We start from the raw sequence: 15,507 nt of genomic DNA, 5'->3' as shown, positions 1-15,507 counted from the left end.
TTGTGTGCTGAGAAGGAGTCCAGGTGTCCATCCCCCCGCTGGTCGAGCCGGCAGATGAACTGACCATCGACGAGGTGCGTCGTTACAGCCGCCACCTGATCATTCCGGATGTCGGCATGGCCGGCCAGAAGCGTCTGAAGAACGCGCGCGTCCTCGTCATCGGGGCCGGTGGCCTCGGCTCGCCTGCGCTGCTCTATTTGGCAGCGGCCGGAGTCGGCACGCTCGGCATCGCGGAGTTCGACGAGGTCGACGAGTCGAACCTGCAGCGTCAGATCATCCACGGCCAGTCCGACATCGGTCGCCCGAAGGCCGAGTCCGCTCGTGACTCGATCAACGAGGCCAACCCGTACGTCAACGTGATCGTCCACAACGAGCGCCTCGACAACGACAACGTGAAGCAGATCTTCTCCGGGTACGACCTGATCGTCGACGGTACGGACAACTTCGCGACGCGCTACATGGTCAACGACGCCGCGTACTTCCTCGGCATCCCGTACGTGTGGGGCTCGATCTACCGGTTTGACGGCCAGGCCTCGGTGTTCGCGCCGAAGCAGGTCGAGAACGCGCCGTGCTACCGCTGCCTCTACCCGGAGCCGCCGCCGCCGGGCATGGTCCCGTCCTGCGCCGAGGGTGGCGTGCTCGGTGTCCTGTGCGCCTCGATCGGTTCGATCCAGGTCAACGAGGCGATCAAGATGCTCATCGGCGCGGGCGAACCGATCGTCGGCGAGCTGATGATCTACGACGCGCTCGAGATGGAGTACCGCAAGGTCAAGATGCGCAAGGACCCCAAGTGTGTCCTGTGTGGCGACAACCCGACGGTCACCGACCTGATCGACTACGACTCCTTCTGTGGCGCCGTGTCGGACGAGGCAGCCGAGGCGGCTGCCGGCTCGACGATCTCCGTGAAGCAGCTCGAGGAGATGCTGGCCGAGCGCACAGCCGGTGAGCGCGACTTCGTACTCATCGACGTGCGTGAGCCCGCCGAGGCCGAGATCAACCACATCCCGGGCGCCGTGCTGATCCCCAAGGGCGACTTCCTCAACGGGTCGGCCCTGGAGCAGATCCCGTCGGACAAGCCGGTCGTGCTGCACTGCAAGTCGGGCGTGCGCTCGGCAGAGTGCCTGGCGATCGTCAAGGGCGCGGGATACGCGGACGCGGTCCATGTCGGCGGTGGCGTGGTCGCGTGGGTCAACCAGATCGACCCGTCGCAGCCGTCCTACTGACGCCTTCAACACCAGGGCCGCTCTCACCTTCGGGTGGGGCGGCCCTGTTGTTTTCTGCGGGCAGCCGGCGCACGATGGAAGAACCCCACAAGGGTCGAGGTGATGGGCGAATGAGCGCGAACACGTGCTTGGCAGAGTCGGTGAAACGTACGCACGACGGATTGGTCGAGCGCCTCGAGCAGGCGCGGAGCGTACCCATGGACAAGACGACGGTACGCCGGGGGAGCCCGGCGATCGACGGACTACTCTCGCGGACCAGCGCCCACATGCATGCGGTGGACGAGGTGCTCGTGCCGGCGGCACGGCTGGCGCATGCGCGCGAGGCCGTACGCGACTATCGCCGGGCGTCGCGGAGGCTGGGAGTCTCGGTCGCGCACGCGAAGGCGCATGAGTTCGGTTCGTCGTACGAGCGCGGCGTCTCTTGGACGGTGGTCTGGGACGAACTGGGCGAGGCGCTGGCCGCCGAGCGTGCTGCCGAAGAGGCGATGGTGACCGAGATGGAGTCGGCAGATCTGGGCAGTTTCCAGGCGCTGACCGATCGTCTGGAACACCTCGAGACGACCGCTCCCTCGCGGCCGCATCCGTACCTCCCGCATCGCGGTCCGATGGGCCACGTGATGCGCAGGACGATGAGCCGGGTCGATCGTTGGTGGGACCACGCGGAGGGCCGGTTCGTGCCGGAGGTCGTGCGGCCACACCGGGCGCTGGGGCTGATCGGGCAGTACGTCACTGGGACGCCGCACATGCGGGACGAGTCGAAGGACGCGGTCGAGGACTGAACCTGCCGGTCGACTTGATCCGTTTCTGTCGGTGGTCGGTGATTGGGTCCTCCTCATGGATGGCCTCATCACCGAATTGCTCGACTCAATCCCCGAAAGCCTGCGGGAGGAGTCGGGGACAGCCTTCGAATCCGGACTGCGCTCGTGGACCGGCTCCCGGCCGTTGTACCTGCTTGGCTACAACCCGGGCGGGGCTCCAGGGGACGACACGGTTCACGCGAATGCCATCGCGTTGCTGCGGGATCGCAGTCCTGACTTCTCGAACTACGTCGACGGGCAGTGGCCGAGGAGTACGAAGGGAACGCTCTACCCTGTCGGGGAGGACCCGATGCAGCGACGAGTGAGGTACCTGCTCGACCGCGTCAACCTTGCTCCCGGCGAAGTGCCCACCTCCAACATCATCTACGCCCGGTCTGCGCAGGCAGCGCATCTTGAAGACGAGAAGGCGCGGAACTGGGCCGAGGAGTGCTGGCCATTCCACGCGCGCATGATCGAGCGGTTGGGCGTTCGGGTGGTGGTCTGCTTCGGCAATCAGGCGGGGGACTTCGTCGCGCGCAAGCTGGGTGCCACGCCGACCGACAACCCGGACGACACCTTCCGTGAGACCTATGAGAACCGTAGCTGGCGGTCGCGTATCCACACTGGACCCGGGCCAACGGTCGTGCAGTTGTCACATCCCAGTCGGGCCGACTGGACCGCGCCTGAGGCAGACCCGACTGGCCTCGTACTGCGGGCGCTCGAAGCCTCGGAGTGAGTCGATGCCCGTCCTGTACGTCATGGGTCAGATCTGTCGGTGCTGTCCCGTAGGTTCTGATCGTCCCGATCCGTGCCGGTTCGAGATTCCATTCCCTGGAAGGCAAAACGCTCTCAGATGACCACGTACCGCCTGCTTCAGCCCTCGGCGCCGGCCGTGCCGGTGCTCGACGCGAGCCAGCAGTCCGTGGTGGATCACCCGGGTGGTCCGTTGCTCGTGCTCGCTGGTCCGGGCACGGGGAAGACGACGACGATGGTCGAGGCGATCGTCGCGCGCGTTGAGCGCGGCACGGATCCTGATCGCATCCTCGCGCTGACGTTCTCGCGCAAGGCTGCTGAGCAGTTGCGGGAGAAGGTGACCGCTCGGCTGGGGATCACCACGTCGGGCGCGTTGGCGAGCACGTTCCACTCGTTCGCCTACGGGCTCGTGCGACGCTATGCGTCTCCGGAGTTGTACGCGGCTCCGCTGCGGCTGCTGAGCGCTGCCGAGCAGGACGTCATCATCCGCGATCTGCTCGAGGTGGCCCCGGAGTCGGTCGCGTGGCCCGAGCGTTTGCGCGCCGCCGTCGGCACTCGAGGGTTCGCCCGCGAGGTGCAAGCCCTGCTCGCCCGGGCTCGTGAGCGCATGGTCGACGGACAGCGGTTGCAGGAGATCGGTGAAGCTGAGGGCATCGCGGCGTACGTCGCAGCGGGGGAGTTCCTCGAGCAATATCTCGACGTGCTCGACCATCATGCGGCGATCGACTACGCCGACCTGATGGGTCGTGCGGTCATCGAGGCAGCGCTTCATCGCACTGAGCTGCGCCAGGCGTATGACCTGGTGCTGGTGGATGAATATCAGGACAGCGATCCGAGCCAGGTCATGTTGCTGCAACAGCTCGCCGGTGACGGCCACGACCTGATCGTCGTGGGTGATCCGGACCAGTCGATCTACGGCTTCCGAGGTGCGGACGTCCGCGGGATCCTCGACTTCCCCGACCAGTTCCGCACCGCCACGGGCGAGCCCGCTTCGACCATCGCACTCGGCACGACCCGACGGTTTGGTCCGCGCCTGCTTGAGGCATCACGCAGGGTCGCGCGTGCGCTGCCCGTGAGCGGGTCCATTCCGCGTGAGGCGTACGAGATCTTCCGGGATCCCAGGTGCCTCGGCGACACCGATCACGGAGTTGTCGAGGCGCTGACCTTCGACACTCCTCGGGCCGAGGTCGACCACATCGCCGACATGCTTCGCCGCGCGCACCTGATTGACGGCGTGCCGTGGTCCCGGATGGCGGTGCTGGTGCGGTCGGGGCGCAGCGAGATCCCGACGCTGCGGCGGGCACTGACCGCGGCTGGCGTGCCGGTCGAGGTGGCCGCCGACGAGGTCCCGCTTGTCCGGGAGCCGGCCGTGCGTACGCTCCTGGACGCCTTGCGTGTCGTCGTCGACTGTGACGTGCAGGACCGGGAGGACCCGCGTTTCGTGACCGGCGAGGCAGCGGTCACCATGCTGACGTCGCCGCTCGGAGGACTGGACGCCAGTGACCTGCGGGTCCTGCTGCGAGGCCTTCGTGCCGAGCAGCCGGGCGATGCCCTGGTGGACCTCCAGCGCCGGCTGCTCCTGGACCCGACGGCCGTGGCCGACGTCCCGGGCATCGCCGCGGAGCGGGCTCGACGATGCGCGGACCTGGTGCAGGCCGCCGCCGTCGCGCTGGCATCGGGGGACAGCGCCGAGCAGTTGCTGTGGCTGCTCTGGGAGAGCAGCGGGTGGAGCCGTCGGCTTGCGGCTGCCGCCGCGTCCGGGGGTTCGGCCGGCCGATGGGCCGACCGGGATCTGGACGCTGTCGTGGCGTTGTTCGACACCGCGGCGCGATTGCACGGTCAGCAGGAGCACATTTCGCCGGCTGAATTTCAGGCGCTGCTCGAGGCACAACAGATCCCGGCGGACACGCTGGCTGATCGTGGCGTCCGCGGTGAGGCCGTCCGCCTGCTCACCGCTCATCGAGCCAAGGGCCTTGAGTGGGACGTCGTCGTGGTCGCTCACGTCCAGGAGGGCGCGTGGCCCGATCTGCGTCAACGCGGCACGCTGCTGCAGTCCGATCGCCTGTCGTCCGGTGGCCTCCTGCCACCGGTGACTCGCGCGGCGTTGTTGGCCGAGGAGCGCCGGCTCTTCTACGTCGCCGCCACCCGAGCCCGTCAGCGTCTGATCGTGACGGCGGTCGCGAGTTCCGATGAGGACGGCGAGCAACCGAGCCGATTCCTGTCGGACCTCTCTGACGGTGATCCGGTGCGTCGCTCCGGGCGACCCCCGCGCCAGTTGTCCATGGTGGGTCTGGTCTCCGAGTTGCGCCGGGTTGCAGCCGACCCTGCTGAGCCGGATCAGCGTCGGCGCGCTGCCGCGGTCCGCCTGCGACGGCTGTCCGCGGTCGCGCCGGCGGCTGACCCGCGGACCTGGTGGGGTGTGCGTGAGCTGACGTGCAGCGACGTGCCTCTTCGGCCGGAGCAGGAGCCGATCCGCCTCAGCGCCAGCGCGTTGGAAGGGATCATGACCTGCCCCGCGAAGTGGTTCCTCGAACGGGAGGCCGGCGGGAGTCGTCCGAGCACCTCCAGTCAAGGATTCGGCACGATCGTCCACGCACTGGCCGAGCGGGTGGCCAACGGCGAGCTGGGCGACGCGACCGTTGCGGACCTGATGGTGCACGTTGACGAGGTCTGGGGACGGATGTCGTGGCGTACGCCGTGGTCGGCGGCACGCGGCCGTGCCGACGTTGCTGACGTCCTCGAACGATTCCTTGCGTGGCATCGCCGCCCCGGAGCGCGGACGATCGTCGGGTTGGAGCACAAGTTCGACGTGGTTGTGGAGCTGCCTGACGGCGTGCGGGTGCAGCTCAAGGGAGCTGCCGATCGTCTGGAGCTGGACGAGGACGGCGACGTCGTCGTCGTGGACCTCAAGACCGGCAAGTACCCGCCAAGCGACAAGAGCCTCCCCGAGAATGCGCAACTCGGTGTCTACCAGCTCGCCGTTGATCACGGCGCAGTTGCTGAGCAGGCACCGGGGGCACGGTCGGGCGGAGCGGAGCTCGTTCAGTTGCGCAAGGAAGTACGCGGAAAGGCCAAGGTGCAACGACAGGCGCCGCCGGAGCCGGGCCGGCCGTTGGCCGTCGTCGAGCAGTTGGACACGGCGTCGCGTGCGATCAGGGAGGAGTCCTTTGTGGCTCGCCCCGGTGATCACTGCAGGTTCTGTGAGTTCTCTCCGATCTGTCCGTCCACCAGTGCAGGAAGTGTGTTGTCGTGAGGATCGAGACACCGGCGCAGCTCGCGGAGCTGATGGGTGAGTCGTGGATGTTCAGCGATGAGCAGTTCGCGGCCGTCACCGCGCCCTTGGAACCGGTTGTGGTGATCGCCGGAGCTGGATCCGGCAAGACGAGCGTGATGGCCGGTCGAGTCGTGTGGTTGGTAGCGAATGGGCTGGTCGAGCCGGGTCAGATCCTCGGCCTGACGTTCACCACCAAGGCGACGGGGGAGTTGCAGCAGCGCGTACGCAAGGCCTTGACGAAGGCCGATCTGCTGACCGCCGACTCGGATGAACCGACGATCTCGACGTATCACGCCTACGCGGGGGCCCTCCTGTCCGAGCATGGATTGCGTATCGGCCACGAACCGGACGCAAGGCTGATTGCCGACGCGACGAGGTATCAGTTGGCGGCCCGGGCGGTGTCACAACACGCCACCCACATCGCCTTGTTGAGCGACCATCCGCAGACGGTGGTCAAGGACCTCTTGTCGCTTGACGCCGAACTCAGTGAGCACCTCAGCACCGTGTCGGACGCCCGCGTTGCCGATGCGCGGGAGCGAGCGATGCTCATGGAGGAAATGGCGGCCGACACAGCGAAGGGCGACTATCTGAAGGCGCTGTCGGCGATCGACCGCCGCGCAGAACTCCTCGGTCTGGTCGACGGCTATCGGGCGCTGAAGGCTCGGCTGGGCCTGATCGACTTCTCCGACCAGATCGCGCTGACCGCGCAACTCGCGGAGGAGGCTCCGGAGGTCGGTGAGCTGCAGCGAGCGACTTTCAGAGTGGTCCTGCTGGACGAGTATCAGGACACCTCAATCGCGCAGGCTCGCATGCTGAGGGCGCTCTTCGGCGGGCATGCGGTGATGGCTGTCGGCGACCCGAACCAGGCCATTTACGGCTGGCGCGGCGCCTCCGTCTCCAACATCCTCGGCTTCGCCGAGGACTACCCGGGAGCGAGGAATTTAGCGCTGGCAACCAACCGTCGATCGGACGTACGCATCCTGCAGACCGCGAACCACCTCGCGGCTCCGCTCGAGTCTTCGGGGATGGTTCAGGCGCTGCGGCCCCAGGACGGCGCTGCGCCCGGCGAGGTCGACGTGTGGGTGCACGAGCGCTGGGATGACGAACTCGAGTGGCTCGGCCGTGAGGTGGTCGCGGCCCACGCCACCGGCGTGGAGTGGAAGGAGATCGGGGTGCTGGTCCGATCCAACCGCCATGGCGCAGCTGTCTACGACGCACTGCTCTCGGCCGGTGCTCCGGTGGAGATCGTCGGCCTGAAAGGCCTGCTCCGGCTGCCCGAGGTCGCCGAGGTTCTGGCGACGCTCTCGCTGGTCCAGGACGTGACCGACAACGCCAGTCTGCTGACGCTTCTGACGGGAGCGCGGTGGTCGATCGGAGCCCGCGACCTTGCGCTCCTCAGTCAGCGGGCCTCCGAGTTGTCGCCGCGTCGCGACGCCGAGCCGACGTCCCTTCGGGACCAGTTGGCACGTGCTGCGGAGGACGCTGACCCCCTGGAGACCCCAGCACTGTTGGATGCCTTGGAGGCTCCTGGCCTCGCTGCGTACTCCGATGGTGCACAGGAGCGCTTCGGTGAGCTCGCCAGCGAATTGCGGCGCCTGCGGGCGGCAGCGGGCGAGCCCGTGCTCGACCTCGTGCGCCGCATCATCGACGTCACCGGAGTCGACGTCGAACTGGCCTCGGCCGTCAGCGAGAGCGCCCGTGCTCGACGTGACAACGTCGACCTGTTCGTGCAAGCCGTGGCGGACTTCCAGGCGTACGACGGAGCAGTGACGTTGCCGGCGCTGATGGCCTGGCTGGAGGCAGAGGACGAGTTCGAGCAGGGGCTCGACGTGGCCGTGCCGTCGGAGGCGGACTCGGTGAAGTTGCTGACCGTCCACCGTGCCAAGGGTCTGGAGTGGGACGTGGTCTTCGTGCCGGGTGTCACCACGGACCACTTCCCGATCACGCGCGCACGCAGCAGTCACTTGTCCGCGCCGGCGGTCCTGCCGCTGTCATTGCGTGGTGACAAGCGGGACCTGCCGCCGCTCCGCGGGCTCCACCGCAAGCAGATCGCCGAGTGGAACGATGCCCGCCGTGCACATGCAGCCGATGAGGAACTGCGGCTCGCGTACGTCGCTTGGACCAGAGCTCGACACCGGGTGGTGCTCTCGGCATGGCGGTGGGCACCGCACCGTGACAAGGGTCTGGGCCCGTCGGCCTATCTGGAACGGACCCGCGAAGCGATGGCGATGTGGGGCCAGATCCCGTCGCAGTGGGCGGAAGCGGTCGACAACGACATTGAGACCAATCCGTATGACGGACAGCTCATCGACCTGCCGTGGCCGATCAGCCACGACACGGCCGAGGCGACACTTCGGCGTCGCGCTGCCGAACTCGTCCGTGAGGCTGTGGATGACGGATACAGCGACGCTGTCGTCGAGAGCTGGGATCGGGACCTGGAGCGACTCCTCGCCGAGCGCGAGACGCCGGAGGTGATCGATGTGGCGGTCACCTCCATGTCCGCCACGGCCCTGGCCACGTGGCAACGGTCACCGGAGTCGTATCTGGCAAGCGTTGTCCGTCCGATGCCGCGGCAACCGAACCCGAGAGCGAGATTCGGCACTCGATTCCACGCATGGGTGGAACAACGATTCGGTCAGACCGACCTGTTCGGCCCTGACGAACTTCCGGGGCGGGCGGACGTCGGGATCGGCTCGGAGGAGGACCTTGCCGAGTTGATCGAGGCCTTCGAGGCCGGACCGTTCGCCGATCGCGCGCCCGAGGCGGTGGAGCAGCCTTTCGCCCTGCCGCTGGGCGGCCACGTAGTCCGCGGTCGCATCGACGCCGTCTATCGAGACGGCGACGGTTACCTCGTCGTCGACTGGAAGACCGGGGAGCAGCCGGCCGATCCGCTCCAGTTGGCGGTGTACCGGATTGCCTGGGCGGAGTTGGCAGGCTGCCCTGTCGAGGACGTACGCGCCGCGTTCGTTCACGTTCGATCGGGTCGCATCGTCGAGCCGTCCGACCTGCCCGACCGGGCGGCGCTCGCCGCTTCGTTCGAGCCGGCCGTGGAGTCCTAGGGTGGTCGGTGTGCACGGGGTGAACGGGTCCAGCCCGGAGGCGTTGCTCGCAGCCTTGGATCCGGAGCAGCGTGCGGCTGCGGAGACGCTGCGCGGGCCGGTAAGGATCCTGGCAGGAGCGGGGACCGGCAAGACTCGAGCGGTCACGCACCGCATCGCGTACGGCGTGGCCACTGGCGTGTACGCCCAGCAGGAAGTCCTGGCCGTCACCTTCACCACCCGTGCCGCCGGCGAGCTCAGGCATCGACTCCGAGCCATGGGCGCGGGCGGTGTCCAGGCTCGTACCTTCCACAGTGCGGCGTTGCGTCAGTTGCGCTACTTCTGGCCGATCATCCGCAAGACCGAGTTGCCGACCCTGACCGAGTCCAAGATCCCGATGATCGTCCAGGCGGCGCGGCAGGTCCGTCTGGAAGCCGATCAGGCGACCTTGCGCGACCTTGCGAGCGAGATCGAGTGGTCGAAGGTCAGCAACGTCCATGCCGACGACTACGCACGGCTTGCGCCTCGACGTGGCCGATCCGTCTCCAACGTCGATCCGGTCACCGTCGGGCACGTCTTCGCGGCGTACGAAGAGGTCAAGCGGGGCCATGGGCGGATGGACATGGAGGACGTGCTGCTGCTGACCGCTGGGCTTCTAGCGGAGGAGGAGCGCGCTGCCGCCCAGGTTCGCGCGCAGTACAAGTGGTTCACGGTCGATGAGTTCCAGGACGTCTCGCCGCTGCAGTCAGCGCTGCTCGGCTTGTGGACGGGCGGACGTCACGACATCTGTGTCGTCGGCGATCCCGCGCAGACGATCTATTCGTTCGCCGGCGCCCAGCCGGACTACCTGCGCCGCTTCCCTGAGGTCCACCCCGGGACAACGTCGATCGAATTGGTGCGCAACTACCGCTCGACTCCCGAGATCATCGCGGCGGCCAACAGCACACTGGCGGGTACGCCGAGTGCGGGCGTGCAGCTGCGCGCAGTGCACGGCTCGGGTGCCGAGGTGGAGTTGGCAGGGCACTCCGATGAGACCGCCGAAGCGGCCGCTGTCGCCGAGTCCCTGCACACCGCCAACGCGGGGGGCGTCCCGTGGTCCGAGATGGCGGTGCTGTTCCGGATCAACGCCCAGTCGGAGGCGATCGAGGAGGCGCTTGCCGATCGACGCGTGCCGTACGTCGTTCGTGGTGCGGCCAGGTTCTTCGACCGTCCCGAGGTACGCGAGGCGGTCACTCGACTTCGCGGCACTGCACGCGGGGGCAATCCGGACGGCGACCCGTTGCAGGAGATCGTGTCCGGGACGCTGGCCGGCATGGGCTGGACCAGCCGTCCGCCGGAAGGTCGTGGGCAGGCCCGGGACCGTTGGGAGTCACTCCAGGCGCTCGTCGACCAGTCGGCGTCGTTCGAGGGAGGTCTGTCCGACTTCGTGGCCGACCTCGACCGTCGCGCCGAGGAGCAGCACGCCCCGGCCGCGGACGGGGTCACCCTGGCGACCTTCCACGCCGCCAAGGGCCTGGAGTGGGACCGCGTCCACCTGATCGGCCTCCAGGACGGCACAGTGCCGTTCTCGTACTCCCTGGACAGCCCGACGGCGATCGAGGAGGAGCGTCGGCTGCTCTACGTCGGCATCACCCGTGCCCGCAAACAGTTGAGCTGCAGCTGGGCCGCTGCGCGACAGCCGGGCGGGCGAGCGACTCGCATCCCCAGTCGATTCCTCAAGCCCCTGCTGCCCGATCAGCCGGCGCCTTCCCGAGGGCGTACGTCCTCGCCGGGGCGGGCCCGGTTGTGTAAGACATGCGGTCGACCGTTGTCCACGAGTTCGGAGAAGGCCCGGAGTCGGCATGAGGACTGTCCGGCGTTGTACGACGAGGCGTTGTTCGAGCGGCTGCGCCAGTGGCGGAAGTCGACGGCCGACGAGATGTCCAAGCCGGCATTCGTCGTCTTCACCGATGCCACCCTGGAGACGGTCGCCGAGCGGAGGCCGGCATCGCTCCAGGATCTGCTCGCAGTTCCGGGCGTCGGGCGCCAGAAACTCGAGGCGTACGGCGAAGAGATTCTCGACATCATTTCGGCGCACGCCGAGGCGTGAACTTGCCGAGTTCGATTAATCATTTGCGCCCTTCACGACTATCGGCATAACCTGCTCATGCCCACCAGAAGGAGGTGACCCCTATGTCGATCAAGGCCATCAACATCGCCCGCGCCAACAGCGCAGGCCATGCAGCCATGCTCGCCGACGGTCACCGCGGTGCGTGGCAGGTGCAGCTGGACGCCAAGCCTTCGACGTTCGTCGTCGAGACGTTCACCACGTCCTACGTGACCAACCCGAAGGGCAATCGAGCCTGGGGGCCACCATCTGCATGAGCAGACATGGCAGCCACCAGGCCGCGGAACCCGAAACCCGGGATCCGCGGCCTTTCTGTTTCTCACAGAACAGAAGAAAGCCGGCCAGATCGATCACGAATCGACGAGGCCACCAACCGCGATCAATCAGGAAATAGGAAGGAGGGGTTGAGATGACAACTGTTCTCGAGCCCGAGATCGCACTGAGTGCCCTGTGTGGGGCAGTGGCGAACACCGAGGGCGAAGTCCCGTGCCGCAGCTACAACCCTGAGTTGTGGTTCGCCGAGTCACCGGCAGACCTGGAATACGCCAAGGCTCTCTGCCAGAGCTGCCCGTTCCAGTCGGCCTGCCTCGACGGAGCCCTCAGCCGTCGCGAACCGTGGGGGGTGTGGGGTGGAGAGCTGTTCCTTCAGGGAGCCGTCATCGCCCGCAAGCGTCCTCGTGGCCGCCCGCGTAAGTCGGAGGCTGCCTGATGAGCCCTGTGCCGTTGAGAAGCACACTGCGCCGCGCGCGTCGATGGAGCGTACGTGCTGAGCACGTCGCGCTCCGGACCCGTGTGTCCTTGGCGCGCGCCATCTGACCGCTTCTGACTCACCTGTGATCGCGGGTGGATGACAGCCCGTTCCCGTACCCCGGGGACGGGCTGTTGTCATGTCAGGACGCTGTCGGCATCAGGGCACCAGCGCAATGTCCCAGGCGCAGCCGCACGCCGGATGCCGGCGGATGTGGTGTGGTGACAGAGGACCCGAGGTGCCGATCTTCACCACCGAGGACCAGGTGGTCGGTCGTTCGCCCCGCGCGATCATCCGCAGTTCGCGGACCAGGTACGCGACCGCGAGCGCCCGGCCGACCGGATCCCCATCTCCCGACGTCCTTCCGGCGTACTGCTCCACCACCAGCGCGCGCCGCGGGTCCCGGACGCCCACCTCGGCGTCGGCACACCGCAGGCAGGCGGTGACGCCGGGGATCACGTACGGCCCGACGGTCCAGCCGTCGGGGCCGCCGGAGAGTACGAGGTGCGCCGACCCGTCCCTGATGAGGTCGTCGACGAGGTCGCGGCGCATCGGACCGGTGGCCATCACCACTGTCACGACGGCGTGCCCCGGGTCCAGAACGGCGAGGGAGCCGACCTCGTCGACCAGGTCTGCGGGGCCGACGAGACGGGCCGGCAGGGGAGCCGCTCCCGTTGCCAGCAGACCGGCGGCGTCGAGTTTCCGGACAAGGGCGGCGACAGCAGGGACCGACAGGTCCGCGTCGGTGAGGCCGCGCCCCTTCTCGAGTTCGTACGCGGCCCGGCGCGTGACGGGACTGTCCGGCCAGATCACGACGCGAGGTGGATCGATGCCGATCTGGAGATGGTGGTCATCGCGGCGGACAGTCGTCTCGCCCGAGCGGAGGCGCAGGATCACCCAGCGATCTCAGCACCCCGGAGGGTGGGAGTCGATGGCTGAATCGGAGCCTGTGGAAAACGCAACCGGCGACAGGACCCGAAGGTCACTGTCGCCGGTTGAAGTCGGAGGTCTGAGCTAACTCAGGCCTTACCGAGGATGCGGTTCAGGTTGGTGCTGCACACGGGGCAGACAGCCTTCGCCATCTTGGTGCCCTTTTCGTTGACGCGGATCTCGCCGGTCGCCTCACGCTTGGCCTTGCACTTCACGCAGTAGAACTCGCCGCTCCAGGTCTCAGCCACGACGGCCTCCTTCGTCAATCTCGTCTATCCCTTCGGCGGTCTGCCGTAGGGCCACAGTGACCATACACACGAGGCACCCCCGGTGCCTGGATCAACACTGGCCTTCCCCTTGCCAATGTTGTCCGGCGGCGCCGGGGGTACCTACTGTCGAAGTACCGTATGCCTTGCCTTGGACCGGGTCAACGGTCGTATCTCACACCTGTGGATAAAGGTGTGGACAGTCTGTGGAGGCCGGGCCCATGGTGGTGGACAGTCGGTGGAACGATGGTGTCGAATGTGGGGAACCGGCGGTATGTTTTCGGCGCGATATGGCCTCTGACCTGCGAAAACGCGGTCCTGATCCGATGTGGAAGAAAAAAGTTTCGTGATTGAGCCCGACAGCCTCAGTGTGTACGCCGCAGATCCCGTCGCAGCGCTGCGCCGCATCGCTTTTCTGATGGAACGCCGCCTCGAGGACACGTACAAGGTGCAGGCGTTCCGGAAGGCGGCACAGGCGATTCTGCCGTTGTCGATCGAAGAGATTCATCGGCGTGTCGCGGACGGAACCCTCACCCAGATCGCAGGTGTCGGAGCGAGTACGGCAGCAGTCGTGACCCAGGCTGTCGAGGGTCAGATGCCGGATCGACTCGTCGCGGCGGAGGCGCAGTACGGCGGACCGCTGGCGACCGGTGGGGGTGCGGTGCTGGCTGCTCTGCGGGGCGACCTGCACAGTCACTCGGACTGGTCCGACGGAGGTTCACCCATTCAGGAGATGGCGATCACCGCCCATGAGCTGGGGCGCGAGTACCTCGCACTGACCGATCACAGCCCGCGTCTGCGGGTGGCGAACGGGCTCTCCGTCGAGAGGTTGCGCAAACAACTCGACATCGTGGAAGCCATCAACACCCACATGGACGGGTTCACCCTGCTCAAGGGCATCGAGGTCGACATCCTCGACGACGGTTCCCTCGACCAGACCGACGAGATGCTCGACCGGCTCGACGTACGCGTCGCCAGCGTCCACTCCAAGCTGGCCATGGACGCACCCGCGATGACCCGCCGGATGCTGGCAGCGGTCACGGGTACGCGCATGAACGTCCTCGGACACTGCACCGGTCGGCTCGTCGGCGGAGGCCGCGGTCGGCGGCCGGAGTCGACCTTTGATGCGAAGGCAGTGTTCGAGGCCTGCGCGGACAACAACGTGGCCGTCGAGATCAACTCCCGCCCCGAGCGTCGCGACCCACCGACCCGTCTCCTCGAGATGGCCCGCGACGCAGGTTGCCTGTTCTCGATCGACTCCGACGCGCACGCCCCGGGGCAGTTGGACTTCCCACAACTCGGATGCGAGCGCGCGGAGGCCGCCGGCATCGACCGGGAACGGATCGTGAACACCTGGCCGCTGGAGCGCTTGTTGGAGTGGGCCAACCCGGTACGTTGAGGACATGCCGGAAGTCGAGGTGCGTCGCAGCCCCCGGCGTCGGCGTACGGTCTCGGCGTACCGCGAGGGCGACAAGATCATCGTCCTGATCCCCGCGGCGACCAGCAAGCGCGACGAGGCGATCTGGGTCGAGCGGATGGTCGCGAAGATCGAGACGCGGGAGCGGCGTACACAACGCACTGACGACGACTTGATGGCCCGCGCGACGTACCTCAACAAGACCTACCTCGGCGGAGAGGCGCAGCCGTCGGCGATTCGCTGGGTCACCAACCAGCGCAGTCGCTGGGGGAGTTGCACCCCGGCTGATCGGGCGATCCGGTTGTCGGCGCGACTGCAGACGATGCCTGCGTGGGTGATCGACTACGTGATCGTGCACGAGTTGGCGCACCTGCTCGAGGCGCATCACAACGCCCGGTTCCATGCGCTGGTGGGCGCCTACCCCAAGACCGAGGTGGCGAAGGCGTACCTCGACGGTTTCTCAGCGGGTACGCGCAGCGGCGAACCGATCTCGGGCGATGTCGATGAGGTCGAGGACTGAGTCCTCCAGTTCCGGCAGGTCCGTCAGTGGGAACCAGCGGACGTCATGCGATTCCTCGCTGACCGCGTACGCGTCGGCGCTGTCTGCCTGCGCGACGAAACGCACGTCGAGGTGGTGGACGCCCTCGCCGCAGAATTCCACCCAGTGCACGTCGAGTTGCGCGACCCGAGGGTCGAGCTCGAACGTGGCCAGGCCGGACTCCTCCGCGACCTCGCGGCGGGCGCCGTCGAGCAGGGACGCGTCGCCCTCCTCCAGATGACCGCCGAACTGGAACCAGCGGCCAGCCTTGGCGTGCAGGGTCAACAACACCTGCGAGAGGTCGTGGGAGATGACCAGACACGAGACCGTCAGGTGGTCGGGACGGCCGGACCGGTACAGCCCCCCATCGATCGCCTGATCCACGAAACGGCCTGAGTGTGGCGACGCGAAACCCT

At 67.3% G+C, this 15,507-nt stretch carries 13 protein-coding genes; 10 read left to right on the top strand and 3 right to left on the bottom strand.

The features are described from left to right. The first annotated feature begins 23 nt into the window (after positions 1–23). From moeZ to KCTC_RS03720, 8 genes are all read left to right on the top strand, one after another. Positions 24–1,223, top strand: a complete 1,200-nt coding sequence (moeZ, locus tag KCTC_RS03755) for an adenylyltransferase/sulfurtransferase MoeZ (protein WP_125566892.1) — start codon at positions 24–26, stop codon at positions 1,221–1,223. A gap of 197 nt (positions 1,224–1,420) precedes the next feature. Beyond that, on the top strand, positions 1,421–2,002 hold the full coding sequence (locus KCTC_RS03750) for a hypothetical protein (protein ID WP_125566890.1): 582 nt from the start codon (positions 1,421–1,423) through the stop codon (positions 2,000–2,002). A 55-nt stretch (positions 2,003–2,057) separates the two neighbouring features. Next, entirely contained in the window at positions 2,058–2,756 is a 699-nt protein-coding gene (locus tag KCTC_RS03745) for a uracil-DNA glycosylase family protein (protein ID WP_125566888.1), read from the top strand. A gap of 117 nt (positions 2,757–2,873) precedes the next feature. Then, entirely contained in the window at positions 2,874–6,026 is a 3,153-nt protein-coding gene (locus KCTC_RS03740) for an ATP-dependent helicase (protein ID WP_125566886.1), read from the top strand. Continuing rightward, positions 6,023–9,106: an ATP-dependent helicase gene (locus tag KCTC_RS03735; RefSeq protein WP_231998821.1), complete on the top strand. Its 3,084-nt coding sequence runs from the start codon at positions 6,023–6,025 to the stop codon at positions 9,104–9,106. Before KCTC_RS03740 ends, KCTC_RS03735 begins: the two co-directional genes overlap by 4 nt. A gap of 10 nt (positions 9,107–9,116) precedes the next feature. Then, complete coding sequence (locus KCTC_RS03730) at positions 9,117–11,174, top strand: ATP-dependent helicase (protein WP_231998820.1); 2,058 nt, start codon at positions 9,117–9,119, stop codon at positions 11,172–11,174. An 83-nt stretch (positions 11,175–11,257) separates the two neighbouring features. Beyond that, positions 11,258–11,449 carry a hypothetical protein gene (locus KCTC_RS03725; RefSeq protein ID WP_125566884.1) on the top strand — a complete coding sequence of 64 codons (192 nt, stop codon included), beginning with the start codon at positions 11,258–11,260 and terminating at the stop codon, positions 11,447–11,449. Between the two features lie 152 nt (positions 11,450–11,601). Then, positions 11,602–11,901, top strand: coding sequence for a WhiB family transcriptional regulator (locus KCTC_RS03720; protein ID WP_125566882.1), 300 nt, complete (start codon positions 11,602–11,604; stop codon positions 11,899–11,901). Positions 11,902–12,099: 198 nt separating this feature from the next. Here the strand turns inward: KCTC_RS03720 and KCTC_RS03715 are convergent, their stop codons facing one another. Together KCTC_RS03715 and KCTC_RS14635 are read right to left on the bottom strand one after the other, a co-directional pair. After that, positions 12,100–12,837 (bottom strand): hypothetical protein, encoded by a 738-nt coding sequence (locus KCTC_RS03715; RefSeq protein WP_125566880.1) that lies wholly within the window; start codon positions 12,835–12,837, stop codon positions 12,100–12,102. Between the two features lie 122 nt (positions 12,838–12,959). After that, complete coding sequence (locus KCTC_RS14635) at positions 12,960–13,118, bottom strand: DUF5679 domain-containing protein (protein WP_164512468.1); 159 nt, start codon at positions 13,116–13,118, stop codon at positions 12,960–12,962. Between the two features lie 364 nt (positions 13,119–13,482). Between KCTC_RS14635 and KCTC_RS03710 the strand changes: the two genes are divergently transcribed. Further along, entirely contained in the window at positions 13,483–14,535 is a 1,053-nt protein-coding gene (locus tag KCTC_RS03710; RefSeq protein WP_231998819.1) for a PHP domain-containing protein, read from the top strand. Between the two features lie 4 nt (positions 14,536–14,539). Further along, on the top strand, positions 14,540–15,073 hold the full coding sequence (locus tag KCTC_RS03705) for a M48 metallopeptidase family protein (RefSeq protein ID WP_125566878.1): 534 nt from the start codon (positions 14,540–14,542) through the stop codon (positions 15,071–15,073). Here KCTC_RS03705 and KCTC_RS03700 read toward each other — a convergent pair. Continuing rightward, positions 15,014–15,475 carry an NUDIX hydrolase gene (locus tag KCTC_RS03700; RefSeq protein ID WP_231998818.1) on the bottom strand — a complete coding sequence of 154 codons (462 nt, stop codon included), beginning with the start codon at positions 15,473–15,475 and terminating at the stop codon, positions 15,014–15,016. The two genes, KCTC_RS03705 and KCTC_RS03700, sit on opposite strands and share 60 nt — an antisense overlap. Between the last annotated feature and the right edge of the window lie 32 nt (positions 15,476–15,507).

It is taken from the genome of Nocardioides baekrokdamisoli, from assembly GCF_003945325.1.
Classification (GTDB): Bacteria; Actinomycetota; Actinomycetes; order Propionibacteriales; family Nocardioidaceae; genus Nocardioides; species Nocardioides baekrokdamisoli.
This window is presented reverse-complemented; position numbering and strand designations above follow the sequence as displayed.